The sequence below is a fragment of the Chryseobacterium sp. WG14 genome (assembly GCF_024586945.1).
Taxonomy (GTDB): Bacteria; Bacteroidota; Bacteroidia; order Flavobacteriales; family Weeksellaceae; genus Chryseobacterium.
Map to the genome: position 1 here is coordinate 530,782 of NZ_JALCZD010000002.1, position 16,745 is coordinate 547,526.

12 protein-coding genes are annotated in these 16,745 nt (G+C 37.4%); 9 read left to right on the forward strand and 3 right to left on the reverse strand.

What is annotated here, in order from left to right; all coding sequences use genetic code 11:
- The first annotated feature begins 31 nt into the window (after nt 1–31).
- From porU to MP478_RS05645, 3 genes are all read left to right on the forward strand, one after another.
- Entirely contained in the window at nt 32–3,928 is a 3,897-nt protein-coding gene (gene porU / locus MP478_RS05635) for a type IX secretion system sortase PorU (RefSeq protein WP_257199869.1), read from the forward strand.
- A gap of 59 nt (nt 3,929–3,987) precedes the next feature.
- On the forward strand, nt 3,988–5,151 hold the full coding sequence (porV, locus tag MP478_RS05640) for a type IX secretion system outer membrane channel protein PorV (protein ID WP_230037958.1): 1,164 nt from the start codon (nt 3,988–3,990) through the stop codon (nt 5,149–5,151).
- 253 nt (nt 5,152–5,404) lie between these two features.
- The gene (locus MP478_RS05645; RefSeq protein WP_257199870.1) at nt 5,405–7,669 is read left to right on the forward strand and encodes an FUSC family membrane protein; all 2,265 of its coding nucleotides are present in this window, start codon (nt 5,405–5,407) and stop codon (nt 7,667–7,669) included.
- Here the strand turns inward: MP478_RS05645 and MP478_RS05650 are convergent.
- On the reverse strand, nt 7,650–8,264 hold the full coding sequence (locus MP478_RS05650; protein WP_230037962.1) for a 4'-phosphopantetheinyl transferase family protein: 615 nt from the start codon (nt 8,262–8,264) through the stop codon (nt 7,650–7,652). The genes MP478_RS05645 and MP478_RS05650 overlap by 20 nt on opposite strands.
- Nucleotides 8,265–8,469: 205 nt before the next feature.
- On the reverse strand, nt 8,470–9,000 hold the full coding sequence (locus MP478_RS05655; protein ID WP_257199871.1) for a pyridoxamine 5'-phosphate oxidase family protein: 531 nt from the start codon (nt 8,998–9,000) through the stop codon (nt 8,470–8,472).
- 165 nt (nt 9,001–9,165) lie between these two features.
- Between MP478_RS05655 and ahcY the strand changes: the two genes are divergently transcribed.
- The 3 genes from ahcY (at nt 9,166) to yiaA (ending at nt 12,033) form a co-directional block, all read left to right on the forward strand.
- Nucleotides 9,166–10,479, forward strand: coding sequence for an adenosylhomocysteinase (ahcY, locus tag MP478_RS05660; protein ID WP_230037966.1), 1,314 nt, complete (start codon nt 9,166–9,168; stop codon nt 10,477–10,479).
- 103 nt (nt 10,480–10,582) lie between these two features.
- Nucleotides 10,583–11,383 carry a hypothetical protein gene (locus MP478_RS05665; RefSeq protein ID WP_257199872.1) on the forward strand — a complete coding sequence of 267 codons (801 nt, stop codon included), beginning with the start codon at nt 10,583–10,585 and terminating at the stop codon, nt 11,381–11,383.
- Nucleotides 11,384–11,640: 257 nt separating this feature from the next.
- Nucleotides 11,641–12,033 (forward strand): inner membrane protein YiaA, encoded by a 393-nt coding sequence (yiaA, locus tag MP478_RS05670; RefSeq protein WP_257199873.1) that lies wholly within the window; start codon nt 11,641–11,643, stop codon nt 12,031–12,033.
- Nucleotides 12,034–12,087: 54 nt separating this feature from the next.
- Here yiaA and purE read toward each other — a convergent pair whose 3' ends face one another.
- The gene (gene purE, locus MP478_RS05675; RefSeq protein ID WP_257199874.1) at nt 12,088–12,591 is read right to left on the reverse strand and encodes a 5-(carboxyamino)imidazole ribonucleotide mutase; all 504 of its coding nucleotides are present in this window, start codon (nt 12,589–12,591) and stop codon (nt 12,088–12,090) included.
- 245 nt (nt 12,592–12,836) lie between these two features.
- Between purE and MP478_RS05680 the strand changes: the two genes are divergently transcribed.
- The 3 genes from MP478_RS05680 (at nt 12,837) to MP478_RS05690 (ending at nt 16,641) form a co-directional block, all read left to right on the forward strand.
- The gene (locus MP478_RS05680) at nt 12,837–13,760 is read left to right on the forward strand and encodes a DMT family transporter (RefSeq protein ID WP_257192141.1); all 924 of its coding nucleotides are present in this window, start codon (nt 12,837–12,839) and stop codon (nt 13,758–13,760) included.
- 187 nt (nt 13,761–13,947) lie between these two features.
- A complete protein-coding gene (locus tag MP478_RS05685; RefSeq protein WP_230037976.1) occupies nt 13,948–14,511 on the forward strand; it encodes a hypothetical protein in 564 nt (187 codons plus the stop codon).
- Nucleotides 14,512–14,517: 6 nt separating this feature from the next.
- Entirely contained in the window at nt 14,518–16,641 is a 2,124-nt protein-coding gene (locus MP478_RS05690; protein ID WP_257192140.1) for a cation:proton antiporter, read from the forward strand.
- The last annotated feature ends 104 nt before the right edge of the window (nt 16,642–16,745 follow it).

Below are 16,745 nucleotides of genomic sequence, written 5' to 3' on the forward strand. Positions count from 1 at the left end.
ATTTTGTAATTTAGCAATTTCAATAATAAACATGAGACAAAAAATCACTATTTTATTTCTATTCTCTTTTGTATCAGTACTTTGGGCCCAAAGAAACACCATAGAATGGGAGGGTTCAAAAATTCAGGACTTTGGTGATACAAAATTAATTCTTCCAAATTTCAAAAATGATGGTTTTTCGTTTAGCCAAAATAATGTTTTTATCATAACTAAACAAAAAATAGGGGAAAAACAGCTCAGAGTTTCTGACCTTATTTGGGAAAATGTTTCCAACAAGGATTTATTTGAATTAGACAAAGGCAGCCTACCCGATTATGATATTGCAGATGTTTCATATTATACCTTAGAGGGAGAAAGCTATGCCAGTATTAATGTTGCTTTATTTAAAAATGTAAAAGGACGGGTTCAGAGGTTATCTTCATTTAATGTTTCTGAAGCCTCAGCTTTGAACACTACAAATAATGTAAACAGAATAGGATCTACAGCAAACCCTCTTTCAAATGGAAGCTTTTATAAGATAAAAGTAGATAAATCGGGGATATTTAAAATTACCGCTCAATTTTTAAAAGATAATGGAATCAATCCGGCATCTGTGAATCCCAAGAATTTCAGAATATATGGAAACGGAGGGCTTATGCTCCCGGAATTTAACCAGGATCCAAGATACAGTGCACTGCAGGAAAATGCCGTTCAGGTGGTAGGTGAAGATGACGGTGTATGGAACGACAATGATTTTGCTCTTTTCTATGCTCAGGGACCGGATGGATATAATCTTTATAACAGGGGTAACGGTAACGGTTTTAAAAGAACAGATACCCGCTATGACAGAAGTGATAACGTAAAGAATATATATGAAGACTTTTCATATTACTATATTACCTTTGATAAAGGACCGGGTAAAAGGGTTCAGACCATCGATGGAGATCTTCCTAGTCAGCTGATCACAAGATATGATGACTATCAGGTAATCAACAATGACCAGAAAAACCTTATGAAAGTAGGCCGGGTTTGGTTAGAAGATGCCCCTTTCACTACCGAAAAAACAGTAACCTTTACCACCAAATCACCCATACAGCCATCAGATGTTATAAGATACAGAACCAGAGTGGCTGGCTACAGGGCACAAAAAAATACAATTGAGTATAAGATTAATGATGTAAACCCTTCATCAGGGTCAGTGCCTGAAGATACCTCCAACTTCCAGTATAATCTTTATTTCCTCCTTCCATATAACGGAACAGTAAGCAACCTGAGTGGAAATCAGATTACCTTTAAGTATAATCCCAATATTTCTATCAATCCTAACGGATCATTCTATATAGATTATACTGAAGTACAATATAAAGAGAATCTTGTTTTCAATGGTTCACAAATGAATTTCAGGGATTTCTCTCTGGTAAGCGGCAGCAATACCAACTATGGTTTCAGCATTTCCAATGCTTCCAATATAGAACAGGTATGGGATGTTACGGATATTACCAATGCCAACAGAAGAGTAAATAAGGCAGGTGCCGGAAGTTTCAATTTTGCTTATATGGCTGCTGATCAGAACTTCAATAATGAGTTTGTAGCTTTTAGAGCGGATGCTGCTTTTTCGCCACAGTTTGTGGAGAGAATCGGTAATCAAAATCTTTCTGCCTTACAAAATATAGATTATCTGATCTTAACGGTTCCTCAAATGATGGGCCAGGCACAAAGACTTGCCAGCTACCACCAGACAAAAAACAATTATAATGTAGAAATTGTAGATGTTAATAAGGTATATCAGGAATTTGGAAGTGGAAGCAGGGACCTTACTGCTATAAGAGATTTCGTGACAAGACTGAACACCACCCAGGGAAAACTTAAATATGTATTTATTCTGGGGGATACATCCTATGATTATAAAAATAAAGTTTCAAATAATTCCAATGTAGTTTCCAGCTATCAAAGTGAACAGTCTTCAGATTATGTAGGCTCCTTTGTTACGGATGATTATATTGTAATGACGAAACCACAAACCGCCAACATCATTGAAAACAATCTACCGGATATACCGGTAGGAAGAATTCCTGCATCCAATGCTTCTGAAGCCGGAGATATGATCAGCAAAACGCTTGCTTATTATAATGCACTACCGGGGCAATCCAGTCCGTTTGGAGAATGGCGTATGAGGTTAGATTTTGTGGTAGATGATGACAATGACGATGGGCCACCTTTCCACAATGTGATGAACACTACGCTGGTGAATGTATTTGAACAGCCGGTACAGCAGGAACTGAAAGAATATAATGTTAAGAAATTATACCTGGATTCTTTCACGGCTCAGAGTACAGCAGCAGGACAAAGATATCCGCAGGTCAATCAGGCTATTTCCAATGCTATTGGAAACAGCATGTATCTGTTCTATTTCGGACATGGAGGAATCAACGGCTGGGCACAGGAAAGAGTATTAACCAGTACAGAAATCCAAAATTCCAATAATTTCTCCAATGTGTACAGCAGGTTCCCGTTTGTTTCTACCATTACCTGTGAATTTACATTATGGGATGAACCTGCCACTAATTCTGCAGGAGAACAGTTCATTAAACTAAAACAAGGTGGTGCTGCAGCTATGATTACTTCCAGCCGGGCTATTGGGGTAATCTACGGACGTCAGTTTACAGATACCTACACTAAAAACATCTTTAAATTGACTAATGATGATTTCGAAACATTAGGAAATGCTCATTTAACGGCGAAGAAACAAAGAGGTGCTGACCTTAACCATTTAAAGGTAAATCTTTTGGGTGACCCTGCCATGAAACTGAGCAGACCTCAAAGACTTTTGGTGATTGATAATATTGAAACGCCTGTTCCCGGTCTGATCAGAGGATTGGATTTTGTAAAGGTAAAAGGACATATCAATAATTCTAACGGAACATTAAACAATACCTTTAACGGAAGGGTTACTATTAATATTTTTGATAAGAGAATCAATAAAAAAACATTAAATAATGACGGACACCTTAGTCCTGTATTAGAATATACAGAAGAAGGAAGCCCTATTGTAAAAGCTTCGGGGATAGCCGTAAACGGAGTTTTCACCGCTGAATTCTATGTTCCTAAAGATATTAATTATACTGTAGGCCAGGGAAGAATATTAAGTTATGCTGACAATAAGGTAATGGATGTCTTCAACAACCAGGCTGTACAGGTGGGAGATATTAATCCTAACGGAATTAATGATAACCAGCCTCCGAAAGTAAAACTGTATATGAATAACACCAACTTTGCTGATGGCGGTATTACCAATCAAAACCCTACCCTTCTTGCCTGTCTTACTGATGATACGGGAATCAACTCTACAGGTTCAGGGGTTGGCCACGATATCACCGTATATCTGGACGGACAAATTATCAACACTATCATTTTAAATGATTTTTATGCCGCAGGAGAAGGAAACGGATGTTTAAATCCCAGCCTTGCAGAATACCAAAAAGGAAATGTAACTTATCCTTTCAGGAATTTAGCCATAGGCCAGCATCAATTATTATTTAAAGTTTGGGACATAAACAATAATTCTACAACTGCCACGTTAAATTTTGAGGTTAAAGATGAGTCTGACCAGCATTTGGTAATCAACCGCCCATTAAACTGGCCTAATCCTTTTACCAATAAGACGTATATTCAGTTTGAACATAACTGTTCCGATATTCTGGATGTGAATGTGCAGATTTATACGATAACAGGAAGATTGGTAAGAACTTTATCTCAGCCGGTGGTTGCAGAACCGTTCCTACAGGGCTTTAGAACACCTCGCCAGGCAATAGAATGGGACGGAAGAGATGATTTTGGGGCTACAGTTGCAAAAGGTACGTATATTTTTAAGATATTTGCAAAAAGTCAGAATCAGGAAAAATGCAAAGGAAGTGCTACAGCTGTAGAAAAAATGGTACTTTTGAAATAATTAAATAATACATAGATAATAATATTAATAAAAAACTGATAATATATAAAAGACAACATATGAATTTAACTACTAAACTGCTTTTAGGATTTGGGTTAAGTGCTGGTTTTCTAGGATATTCACAAGATCTAGGTAAAGTAGGTCCTGTATTAACCGGAGCACCTTTCCTAAGAATTGCACCAGATGCCAGATCAGGAGGTATGGGAGACCAAGGGGTTGTAACCTCTCCGGATGCATTTTCACAATTCTGGAATGCTGCAAAATATCCTTTTAGCAGAACAAGTTCTTCCATCGGTCTTAACTATACACCGTATATGGGAAAACTTACCAATGATGTATTCTTACTATACGGAGCTTTCCATAAGTTTTTGGGACAGGATGAAAGATCTACTATTTCCGCGAGTATTTATTATTTCAATATGGGTCAGGTAGACCTTACTCAATTGGTAGGTACTGAAATTGCTTCTATGGGTACATCAAAACCAAATGAATTCTCTCTGGACGTTGCCTATGCTTTGAAACTATCCGATTCTTACTCAATGGCTGTAACAGGTAGATTTATCCGTTCAGACTTAGCCGGTGGATTCAATACAGATACAACACTTAAGGCTGCTAATTCCTTTGCAGTAGATATTTCAGGATACTACAGTTCTCCAAAATTTACAGGTTTAGGAGGAAATGACGGTAAAATCAATGCCGGTTTTGCGGTTCAGAACCTAGGTCCCAAACTGGATTATACAGGAAATGAAGAATCGAGATCTTATCTTCCTACTATGGCAAGATTAGGGATTGGATATGACATGTACCTGGATGATATGAACAGAGTAGGAATTAGTGTAGAAGGTTCAAAACTTCTGGTTCCGGGATCTGAATATGTAGGAATTGATCCCAATACAAGACAACCGAGATATGAAATTCCCAATGTAGGTCCAATGGCCGGTATTGGAAAATCTTTCAAAAATAAAAACAGTATCATGTACAGTGGTGCTGTAGAATATTCATATGACAATGCTTTTTCTGTAAGAGGAGGTTATTTTCATGAAAGTGAAGAACAGGGTGCCAGACAATTTGCTACAGCAGGTATCGGGTTGAATTACCGTTCTTTCGGGCTTGATCTTTCTTATCTGATTAACATGTCTAAAATTAACAGTGCCTTAGATAACACTCTTCGTTTCGGTCTTACCTGGAACATTGGAGATGAAACATCTAATAACGACCGTTAACAACAGTATCAATATCATACAAAAGCCTCATCAATATGAGGCTTTTTTGTTGGAAGCAGGAGAAAGGCTGATTGTCAATCGTCAATCCGCTTCGCTCGTCAATTTCTTCAGACCCCATTCACTATTCACTTGGCGAAGCAAAATTAACTATCGGCAACACTTCTCGCCTACTATTAAAGAAATATAACATTTAAGTTTACAAAAGTCTTATCATTATAACTATTTTCTTAAATTCAATAGCTATTTTTGTAGTATGAACTATTCGGCGGAGCTAAAAAAATTTGTAACCAGTCAATATGTATATTCTGCAATCAGAATTACATTAGCTACTGTTCTGCCTTGTTTAGTCCTTGCCCATTTTGGAATATTAAAAGAATACTTCCTCTTCCCTCTCGGAACCAGCTTTGTAGCTCTTACAGACCAGCCGGGACCTTTCATCCGAAGAAGAAATGCTTTAACTTTTGCCATTTGCTGTTTTGTCTTTGTGGCACTTATTGCAAGCATGGTGATGGACCTTAAACTATTAGTGCTTCTCGAAATCATTGTATTTGGAATGTTTTTCTCCCTGATCGGAGTTTATGGTCAGAGATTAGCTGCTGTAGGTTCTCTATCACTGGTTGTGCTCGCCATCTTTATTGACGGGCATCTTACAGGAAGTAATATCTTAAAAAGCTTACTGATCTTTGCCTGTGGCTGTATATGGTTTCTACTCATCTTTCTTGTTGTAACTACCATCCGGCCTTATAAACTGGCCGGCCAGATGATTGGAGAAAACTATCTTCAGCTGGCAGAATTTTTAAAGATTAAGGCTAATTATTACCAGAAAAATCCTGATTTTGATAAACTGACCACTCAGGTCATTGCTAAACAGATTGAAATAAAAAACCTTCAGGAGGACACCCGGGAAACTGTTTTTAAAACAAGAACCATTGTTAATGAATCTACAACGACCAGTCGTTTACTGATGTTGATGTTCCTGAACTCTATGGACCTTCATGAAAAACTGATGACTTCCGAGAGTGACTATCAAAAATTGCAGCAGAGTTTCGAGGACAGTATGATCCTGGTTAACATTCATGATTATCTTAATCTTTTGGCCGAAGAAATCACCAATATCGGAATTGCCCTCCAAAGTGGAACACGGGCAAAATCTATATTTAATCTGGAACTTGAATTAAAAAACCTTAATTACAATTATTTTGAACTCAGAAATAAACAATTAAGCTCTGAAAATCTGGAAAATTTCATGATCCTGCGTCAGATTCTGATGCGTATTAACGAAATTACCAAAGAGATCAACGAGATTTATAAAGTATTTTCCCAGGATGTGAAACTGGCGAAAAGTTTATCTACCGGACTGGACCTGAAAAAGTTTATGCCGAATGAGCCTAAGCTTAATGCCAAAGTTTTAAGGAATAACATTTCATTATCATCCTCGCATTTTCGCCATGCTATAAGAATTACCACCGCTTTGCTGCTGGGATATCTTTTCTCTATGTTTGATTTTCTGGGACTGGGACATACCTACTGGATATTAATTACCATTACAGCAATCTTAAAACCGGCTTATTCCATTACAAAGCAAAGAAACCTTCTCCGTCTTTATGGAACGGTTACCGGTGCTACCATAGCATATATCATTCTGCACTTTATACACATCAACGGTGTTTTATTTGCCATACTCCTTATAAGTATGATCATGTGTTTCAGCTTTTTGAAAGGACGGTACTTTTGGGCCGTATTATTCATGACGATCTATGTTTTCCTCAGTTTTAATTTCTTAAACCCCGGAAAAGTAGACGTTATTTTCAAAGACAGAGTGGTGGATACAGCTATTGCCGGAATTATTGCTTTTGCAGTGTCTTATATTGTATTGCCTGTTTGGGAACATACCCAGAACCTGGATCTGATGAAAAAGTCTGCTGCAGATAACCTCATCTATTTCCAGAGTGTGATTTCTAAATTCCTTGAAGGAAATTTTGATCTTGAAGATTATAAGGTAAAGCGAAAAAATGCAATTATTTCGCTGGCTAATCTTTCAGATAATTTCCAGCGAATGATTTCTGATCCTAAAAACCAGCAAAAAAAACTGGAAGTAGTGCATCAGTTTGTGGCTACCTCACACCTTGTTACAGCCTATACCGCTTCTCTTTCTCAGTACTCCAAAAGCAATGAGCAGTATCCTGAAATAGATGCTGAAAGCTGGAGCAGAAAAATTGAAGCTGAGATGCAGCAGACCTCTGCCCTGCTCAACGGTGATGATATCAGCGAAGCTCTTAAAATGGAAAGCCGTCTTGAGCCGGAAGATTCTTCCATTGAAGACCTGCTCATGAAAAGGAAAACGGAGATCGAAGAAAATGAGATTATCGACAGAAGAGATCCCGATAAAATTTCACATTTAACGGAACTTAAAAACATCCATGACATCCTGGAACTGATCTATGATGTAGCCAAGGAACAAAGAAAGGTTATTGAAAAATACAAAATTGAAAAGCACGCTACTCCTCCACAATCGTAAAGCAGTAATCGTCAAAAAATTCTACCCTTGCTTTAAACTCATCTGAAAACTGTTCGTCATATACACGGCAGCTAATCTTATGAAGATGCTTAAGCTCAAAAGGTTTCACTTCGTAGTTTTTCTTCAGGGACCAATATTTTGAATGATGGATTTTATACATACTTTCTTTTACACTCCATATAATAGTATAGAAAGTATCTGCTTTATCTTCAGGAATAAATCCTCTTTCATTTTCATACGTGAATTTATCAATCACCCTTAAAATTTTAGGATTGAATTTCTCAACGTCAATTCCTATTTTATTTTTAGAAATGGCAATAGCTGCAAAAGGGAAAGAATGGGTGATGGAAATTTCCGCATCGTGAGGGGAAAGAAAAGGCTCTCTTTCTCTATATAAAATTTTGGAAGATGGCTTTAGCCCTTTCAAGAGTTTGCGTACCATCAGAACCTCCAATAGTTTTTTGGGGTGGTAATCCTTTACTTTTTCGGCATTTTCAGGCTCCAGAAGCTCGCGGATATCAAGTTCTTCGCTCTCGTCATACTTCCAAACAAGGATTGTGGCATTATCATCTGAAAAATCTCGGTAAAGGGGCATCGTTTTTTATTCGATAAAAGTAATAAAAAGATGTGGAAAGAGAAAATGAATGAAAGACTGAAAATGGAAAGCAGGAAGATGAAAGTTAAAATTTGTTCAAAAAGTAATCTGCAAAATATAGATGACAAAGAACCTATCCATACAAAACGGATCTAATGTTTACTTATCCTCTGAAACCTCCTCCTTCCCTCTTCCTGCTTCAATTTTATTTAGACTGATGGTTCACATCATTTCTATGCTCTATGATCTCCAGATTTTCGCTCACAAAATAAGCACTTCCAAATCCGTTAACATAAGCTCCTTTTACCGGCTGCAAGGCAATTAAAATAAAATCTCCCATATCGGAAATGACATCCACTACTTTCCCATGAGCTTCTTTAAGGTTAGCAATCACCTGAACCCATTTTTCGGAGTCTCTTTCTATCTGAGATGGTACCACCTCAATAGTCAGACGTTCTCTGGCATATATTTGTTTGGTAGCAGATTCATCTTCAATAAACATCACTGAGGCTTTTCTTCCTTCTGCAAGATTTTTGGTATGTCTCGCCATAAAAGATACCAGAATATAGAATGTATGACCATCCTGTACAAAAGGGGCATAGCTGGAATTAGGGTTTCCTTCTCCATCTACAGTTGCCAGAACTACACTTTTGCTTCTTTCTATCAGCTCTTTTACTTTTGGAGCAACGGGTTTTGCTTTTCTTTGAGATTCGTCTTGGGTATTGGTATGATCCATAATGTATTATTTATGAGATAAAAGTAGTTATTTATATTAAGACTAAATAATTTTAAGCAATGTTTAATCTCATAAACTGAACTCAGGCTGCCGTTTTTTTATCTTAATTATTAATTGTAATTTTGCATTTCGTTATCAATTGAATTTAAAAACTATTCATTACATATGAGTACTACAACACAATACGTTCCTTATAAAGTTAAGGACATTTCCCTAGCAGAATGGGGAAGAAAAGAAATTACTCTTGCAGAAGCAGAAATGCCGGGCCTGATGTCTATCCGTGAAGAATACGGACCGTCTCAGCCGCTTAAAGGAGCAAGAATTGCAGGATGTCTTCACATGACGATCCAAACAGCTGTGCTTATCGAGACATTAGTAGCTTTAGGAGCTGAAGTTACCTGGTCTTCTTGTAATATTTTCTCTACTCAGGATCACGCTGCTGCGGCTATTGCTGCTGCAGGAATTCCGGTATATGCTTGGAAAGGATTAAATGAAGAGGAATTTGATTGGTGTATTGAGCAGACTTTATTCTTTGGAGAAGACAGAAAACCGTTAAATATGATTCTGGATGATGGTGGAGATTTAACCAATATGGTTTTTGATAAATACCCGGAATTCACAAAAGATATCAAAGGGCTTTCTGAAGAAACCACTACAGGAGTACACAGATTGTACGAAAGAATGAAGAACGGAACTTTAGTAATGCCTGCTATCAACGTAAACGATTCTGTAACTAAATCTAAATTCGACAACAAATACGGATGTAAAGAATCTGCAGTAGATGCTGTAAGAAGAGCTACTGATGTAATGTTAGCTGGAAAAAGAGTGGTAGTTTGTGGATACGGAGATGTAGGTAAAGGTACTGCTGCTTCTTTCAGAGGAGCCGGCTCTATTGTTACCGTTACTGAAATTGATCCTATCTGTGCACTGCAGGCTGCTATGGACGGCTATGAAGTAAAAAGATTAGATACTGTAGTAGATAACGCAGATATCATCATTACTACAACGGGTAACTTTAACATTGTAAGAGGAGAGCACTTCCTTAAAATGAAAGATAAAGCTATCGTTTGTAACATCGGACACTTCGATAACGAGATCGATATGGCGTGGTTAAACAAAAACTATGGTCAGACTAAATCTGAAGTGAAGCCTCAGGTTGATATCTATACTATCGAAGGAAAAGAAGTTATTATCTTAGCAGAAGGAAGACTGGTAAACCTGGGATGTGCAACAGGGCACCCAAGTTTCGTAATGTCTAACTCTTTCTCTAACCAGACGCTGGCTCAGATTGAGCTTTGGACTAACTCTGCGGCTTACAACAATGAAGTATACATGCTTCCTAAACACTTAGATGAGAAAGTAGCTGCTTTACACCTTAAAAAATTAAGCGTAGAGCTTGAAACTCTTTCTACAGAACAAGCTGAGTACATCGGTGTAGACGTAAAAGGACCGTTCAAACCTGAGTACTACAGATACTAAGACTTACATCAAAATATGATATGATCCCACTATTTCCAAATAGTGGGATTTTTTTATTTATACCTACTCAGCATTCCTTATTTTTGCGAACTAAAAAAATAACATGAAAAACTACTTATTTCTGGGACTGATAGGTTCAGTTGTATTCTTTAGCAGCTGCAGCAATAATGATGATAATGATGGAACCAATATACCTTCTGAACCAAAGGTATTATTGAGTAAAATTACTATAGTTTACTATGACAATCCGGCTCAGCCACAGACCAGTATACAAACCCTGGAATACAATAATCAGGGTGAACTTATAAAAACATTATCAGCATCAGGAACTTCCAGGTTCGAATACAGTAATGGAAAACCTACAAAAACCACTTATTATAACCCAGATGGCACGGTAGACTATTATTCGGCCTACACTTACAATGGTGATCAGCTGGTAAATGTTAAAGCAATCTACACTAATCCGGATTACAACAGAACGATTACCTATCATTATAATACGAACGGACAGGTGATCTCTTCCTCACTTTGCCAGTCACCGAACTGCTCCAATCCGATTATAAATACTTATGTTTATAATGGAGACAATATTTCATCAGAAACTTTAGAGGGCGGGGGATCCAGTTACGGTACTAAAATTGTTTACTCTTATGATGACAAACTGAACCCATACACAAACACCAACAAATATCTCAAAATTACGATGGGAGGAGCTTATGTTGTAAGCAAAAACAATTATCTGACAGAAAAAATAAGCTACAAAAGTAATGGTGCCTGGATACAAAATCAATCCAGAACTTCTACTATACAATACAACAACGCCGGTCTACCTGTTCAGGTGATCTCAAAAGAAGCTAACGGAAGTCTTTCCGCTCAGTACAATTACGAATATATCACTCAATAAGATAAGAGCTCTCCAAATTTGGAGAGTTTTTTTATAAGGTATGAATTATGGAATGTGGTATCCGGGGTTATATAGTCCTTATAAATATTCAACAGGAACAGGCTTTAGTCGTTTTCACAATAGAATAAAATCAACTGGCTTTATCCAAAACATAAACCGATAAATATATTTCACCGTATTTTGCCCATATTTTCCCTCTGCCAGAGCTCTATTTATAAAAAATGAATATCTTAGCCCATTAAATAAAACATTAATCTATGAAAAAACAAAAAGTCTCGAATGCATTTATCGCTGCATCATGGGTAGCATTGGGAGCAGGAATGGTTGGTTATATTGTAGGCCTTGCAAGAGCTGAAATGCTGTTGAACGAAAAAGGATATTATTTTACAATCCTACTCTATGGCCTATTTGCGGTTGTTTCTCTTCAGAAAGCAGTCCGCGACAGGTTAGAGAATATCCAGGTAACAGATATTTATTATGGGATCTGTTGGTTTGCAACACTATCATCTATTGTATTACTAGCTGTAGGACTTTGGAATGCCACCATACTTCCGAGTGAAAAAGGCTTCTATGCTTTTGCATTTCTACTGGCGCTTTTTGGAGCTATCTCCGTCCAGAAAAATACAAGAGACAATATGGTTCAGGAATAATATAAAAAGCCTCGCTGAAAAGTGAGGCTTTTACATATTGTAAGTGAGTGAAAACTATTGATCAAAATGATTAGGATGCTGAGCTTTAATATCATCCACAGTTCCCAATACTTTATCTTTCAAAGAATCCTGATATTTCTGAAGATTTTCAGCTACCTGAACATCCGCACTTCCTAAAATCTTTGCTGCTAAAATCCCTGCATTTAAAGCTCCGTTTAAAGCTACGGTTGCTACCGGAATTCCGCCAGGCATCTGAAGGATAGACAGTACAGAATCCCAACCATCTATAGAATTACTGGACAAGATCGGAACTCCAATTACCGGAAGTGTAGTACAGCTTGCCACCATTCCCGGAAGATGGGCTGCGCCTCCTGCTCCGGCAACAATTACTTTCAGACCTCTTTCTTTGGCTGTTTTGGCATAATCAAACATCCTTTCCGGTGTTCTATGTGCTGAAACAACGGTCAGCTCGTATGGAATATCCAGGCTTTTCAGAAAATTTGCAGCTTGTTCCATGATTGGCAGATCACTCTGACTGCCCATTATAATTCCTACCATCTTCAATTTTATTAGAGGCTCAAAGATAAAAAATTAAAACCTCATGTTAAAATTTAAGTCAAAAAGCTTAAAACTAAAAAAATGTAAACCAAAAAGAATTAATCACTCCCTAATCACCATATTTAACATTTAAAATAAAGGCAAAAATTCATTAAACACAGATCTGTGTCAGTAAAAATTACATTAACTGAGTCCATGCCGTTTATTTGAAAACCGGTAAATTTGCCGATTACACTTCATTTACCTTGAAAGATTATAAACTCATTTTTGCCATTTTTACTGTTGCTATTGTTTGGGGAACCACATTTTTAGCCATTCGTGTTGCAGTAGAAACTATTCCCGCATGGTTTGTTGCAGGAATCCGTCAGCTTTTTGCTTCTATTATTATGCTTGTCATCCTCCTTTCAAGAAAAGAATTTAAGTGGATTGGCTGGAAAAACCTGGGTTATCAGATTATTTTTGCTTCCCTAATGCTGATTATAGCCAATGGAATGGTTACAGTAGCTGAAGAAAGCGTAACAAGCAGTCTGGCTTCTCTGATCAGTGCCTGTGCTCCTATTCTGGTATTTCTGGGAAGTCTCGCCATTGGCCTGCAAAAGTTCAGCTTCCGGGCTATGACTGGTGTTTTGATATGTTTCAGCGGTATTCTTTTTGTGTTCTGGGATGGGCTTAAGGATCTTGCCGACCCTCAATACCGAACAGGAATGATTTTCCTTTTCTGTGCTATTTCAGGATGGGCTTCGGGAACAATCTTTACTAAAAAAATGAATATCCAAAGCGGAAATATAACCCTGAACCTATTTTATCAGTTTCTGTTCGCTGGCGTTGTTCAGATTATCTTCGCCTTCATTTTTTCAGAAAACTACAACTTTGAAAACTGGACCTTAAAGAGTATCTCCGCGATGTTATACCTTTCTATTTTTGGCTCTGTAGCTGCCTTTTTTGCATTCCATTATGCATTAACAAAGATCTCCCCGGTACAGGTTTCCATTATTGCCTATATCAATACAATTATTGCTATTTTCTTAGGATGGCTGATTATGGATGAAAAGATCTCTTTTAAATTTATTATTGCAACAGCCTTGATTATTTGTGGTGTTTTTATTATCAATTACAGACCTGAAATGTTTAAAAGGAAAAAGTCTGAGATCATGGAAAAACAGGCTTAATTTTACCACAAAAGCGTTAGATTTTATAAAGTTATTTTTAATTCCTCAAATATACTTAAGTTTTTGAACATCTTTGATTTGGTACAGGATTATCTCTGGCCACTCAACACCAGAACAAAAGGTTACCTGTTGATAATTTGCCTCTTTTTCATTTTTTCCTTATATTGTTATACTCAACCTACACAATATGCTAAAAAACACATTTTTTGTCCTTCTGGCAGCCTCTTTACTTTTAATAAGCTGTGACTTTAAAGAAAAAGAAAAAAACCTGACAGACAGAGAAAAACAATTACTCGAAAAAGAGAAAATATTTGCCACAAAAGAATCCGAATATCAGTCACTTCTTAAAATGAGAGACAGTGTTTTTGCAAAAAAAGATTCAGTAAAAATAGCAGTATGGCCGGCAGAAATTTCGGGAGCATGGAACGGAAAAGTAATATGCACAGAATCCAGCTGCAGCGAATATGCAGTAGGCGATCAGCGTACAGATATCTGGGAATTTGATAATGATTCTACCCAGCCGATCACCAAAATCATTAACAATAATAACCTGGTAAGGCTTTATTCCGGTAAGTTTGAAAATAACGAGATTAAATTGTCTTTTAAAACAGATTCTACGGCCAAAAAGAATGTGGAAATGAGTGTCCTTCTTAACGATATTTCTGATAACAAAATCAAGGGAACCAGAACCATTACATCTGATGGCTGCAGTGCCAAGTTCTCTGTTGAGTTAGTACGTTCCACAAAATAAACACCTATGATGTTACTGAGTATACATAACCTGAGTCTTCCCATAGAAGATCCGGTATTAAAGTTCCTGTTGGTGCTGGTCATTATTCTTGCAGCCCCATTATTATTAAATAAAATTAAAGTTCCACATCTGTTGGGGCTTATCATTGCCGGGGCCATCATAGGACCTAATGGTTTCAATGTACTGTCCAGAGACAGCAGCATTGTCGTTACGGGAACCACCGGCCTCCTCTATATTATGTTTCTGGCCGGACTGGAGATCGATATGGGTGATTTTAAGAAGAATAAGTGGAAAAGCCTCACTTTTGGGATCTATACCTTTACTGTTCCTTTTGTCCTGGGATATTTAGGCGGATATTACCTCCTTCATTTCTCGATGCTGACTTCTATATTATTTGCCAGCCTTTTTTCCTCTCATACCCTTATCGCCTACCCATTGGTAAGTAAACTGGGAATTGCAAAAAATAAGGCCGTCAATATTACAGTTGGAGGAACAATGATCACCGATATTCTGGCTTTATTGGTTCTTGCGGTAATCGTTGGAATGTCTCAGGGAGATGTAGGGACTGAATTTTGGGTAAAACTATCGGTTTCTTTTGTAGTTTTTGCCCTTATCGTATTAATTGTATTCCCTATTATCGGACGGTGGTTTTTCAAAAGAGTGGATGATAAAATCTCGCAGTATATTTTTGTACTGGTCATGATTTACCTGGCTGCGATGCTTGCTGAGCTGGCCGGTGTAGAAGCTATTATCGGTGCATTTTTTGCCGGATTGGCGTTAAACAGACTTATTCCCCATACATCTTCTTTAATGAACAGAGTGGAATTTGTAGGAAATGCGATCTTCATTCCGTTCTTCCTGATCAGTGTTGGTATGCTGATCGACTTTAAGGTTTTCTTTAAAAGCTGGGAAACACTGGAGGTAGCCGGAATTATGCTTGCAGCTTCCATTGGAGGAAAATACCTTTCTGCCGTAGCCACTCAAAAAACTTTCAGACTGACAAAAGAAGAAGGAAAACTGATCTTCGGACTAAGTTCTGCTTCAGCGGCCGCCACACTGGCATCAGTGATGGTAGGTTATAACATTATCCTCTCTGAAACCGAAACAGGAGAACCTGTAAGATTACTGAATGAACATGTACTGAACGGAAGTATTTTACTGATTCTTATTTCCTGTACCATTTCCTCTTTTATTTCTATGGCAAGTGCCCAGAAAATTGCAGAATCTGATAATGAGGATACCGTTTCGGGGAACAGCCATGAAGATGAAAATATACTATTAGCCATCAACCATGAAGAAACTGTTGAAAGGATGGTTAATCTTGGAATCCTCATAAAAGCCCACTCCAATACGGAAGACCTGTTTGCTTTAAATGTAATTAATGAAGATAAGAATGAATCTTCTGTAAAAAATGCAGAAAAACTTCTTCATCAGGCTACCGATGCAGCTGCCGCAGCAGATGTAAAATTACAGGCTTTGAAAAGATACGACAATGATGTTATCAATGGGGTCAACAACGTCATTAAAGAACAGAAAATTACCGATCTTATTATCGGATTGGAGGATGAGAAGGGATTCTCTCCGTCTTTTGTTTATAATCTATACAATGGTTACCTTCAGAATGATGATGTGAATGTATTGGTATACCATGCGGCACAGCCTCTTTCTACAATCAAAAGGTACGCTGTAATGATTCCTGAAAATGCCCATAAAGATGCAGGATTTTTCCATGCCCTTTTAAGAGTCTGGAATATTGCCAGAAATTCCGGGGCAACAATGGCTTTTTATGCGCCTGAAAATATCATTGATATCCTTCAGAAAATCATGAAGAAAGCCAGCATAGAAGCAGAATTTATTATTATGAGTACATGGCAGGACGGCGAAAAAACAGCTGCTCAGCTGAAAGATGATGAAGCTTTGATTATTTTGATGGCAAAACGGGGCATGAAGTCCTATATTCCAAGAATGAGATTAATCCCTGAACTTTTAAACAGGAATCTGAGTGACAATAATTATCTTTTGATTTTCCCATTCTCCGAATATGATAAAAACAGCCCTGAAATACGCTCCGTAGGAAACCATGGTGACTTTGTGGAAATCGGAAATGTGATTCAGAATATTTTTAAGTAATACAGGTTATTTCAGCCAAAATTTTAACCTTTAAAACAACATTGAAAACAAAAAAATATTCCTTTTAACAGCCGCCTTGCTAAAACCCACTCCTATTGAATGTA

Coding starts and splice junctions, on each gene's coding strand:
- porU (WP_257199869.1), top strand. CDS start 32: ATGAGACAAAAAATCACTATTTTATTTCTATTCTCTTTTGTATCAGTA.
- porV (WP_230037958.1), top strand. CDS start 3,988: ATGAATTTAACTACTAAACTGCTTTTAGGATTTGGGTTAAGTGCTGGT.
- MP478_RS05645 (WP_257199870.1), top strand. CDS start 5,405: ATGAACTATTCGGCGGAGCTAAAAAAATTTGTAACCAGTCAATATGTA.
- MP478_RS05650 (WP_230037962.1), bottom strand. CDS start 8,264: ATGCCCCTTTACCGAGATTTTTCAGATGATAATGCCACAATCCTTGTT.
- MP478_RS05655 (WP_257199871.1), bottom strand. CDS start 9,000: ATGGATCATACCAATACCCAAGACGAATCTCAAAGAAAAGCAAAACCC.
- ahcY (WP_230037966.1), top strand. CDS start 9,166: ATGAGTACTACAACACAATACGTTCCTTATAAAGTTAAGGACATTTCC.
- MP478_RS05665 (WP_257199872.1), top strand. CDS start 10,583: ATGAAAAACTACTTATTTCTGGGACTGATAGGTTCAGTTGTATTCTTT.
- yiaA (WP_257199873.1), top strand. CDS start 11,641: ATGAAAAAACAAAAAGTCTCGAATGCATTTATCGCTGCATCATGGGTA.
- purE (WP_257199874.1), bottom strand. CDS start 12,591: ATGGTAGGAATTATAATGGGCAGTCAGAGTGATCTGCCAATCATGGAA.
- MP478_RS05685 (WP_230037976.1), top strand. CDS start 13,948: ATGCTAAAAAACACATTTTTTGTCCTTCTGGCAGCCTCTTTACTTTTA.
- MP478_RS05690 (WP_257192140.1), top strand. CDS start 14,518: ATGATGTTACTGAGTATACATAACCTGAGTCTTCCCATAGAAGATCCG.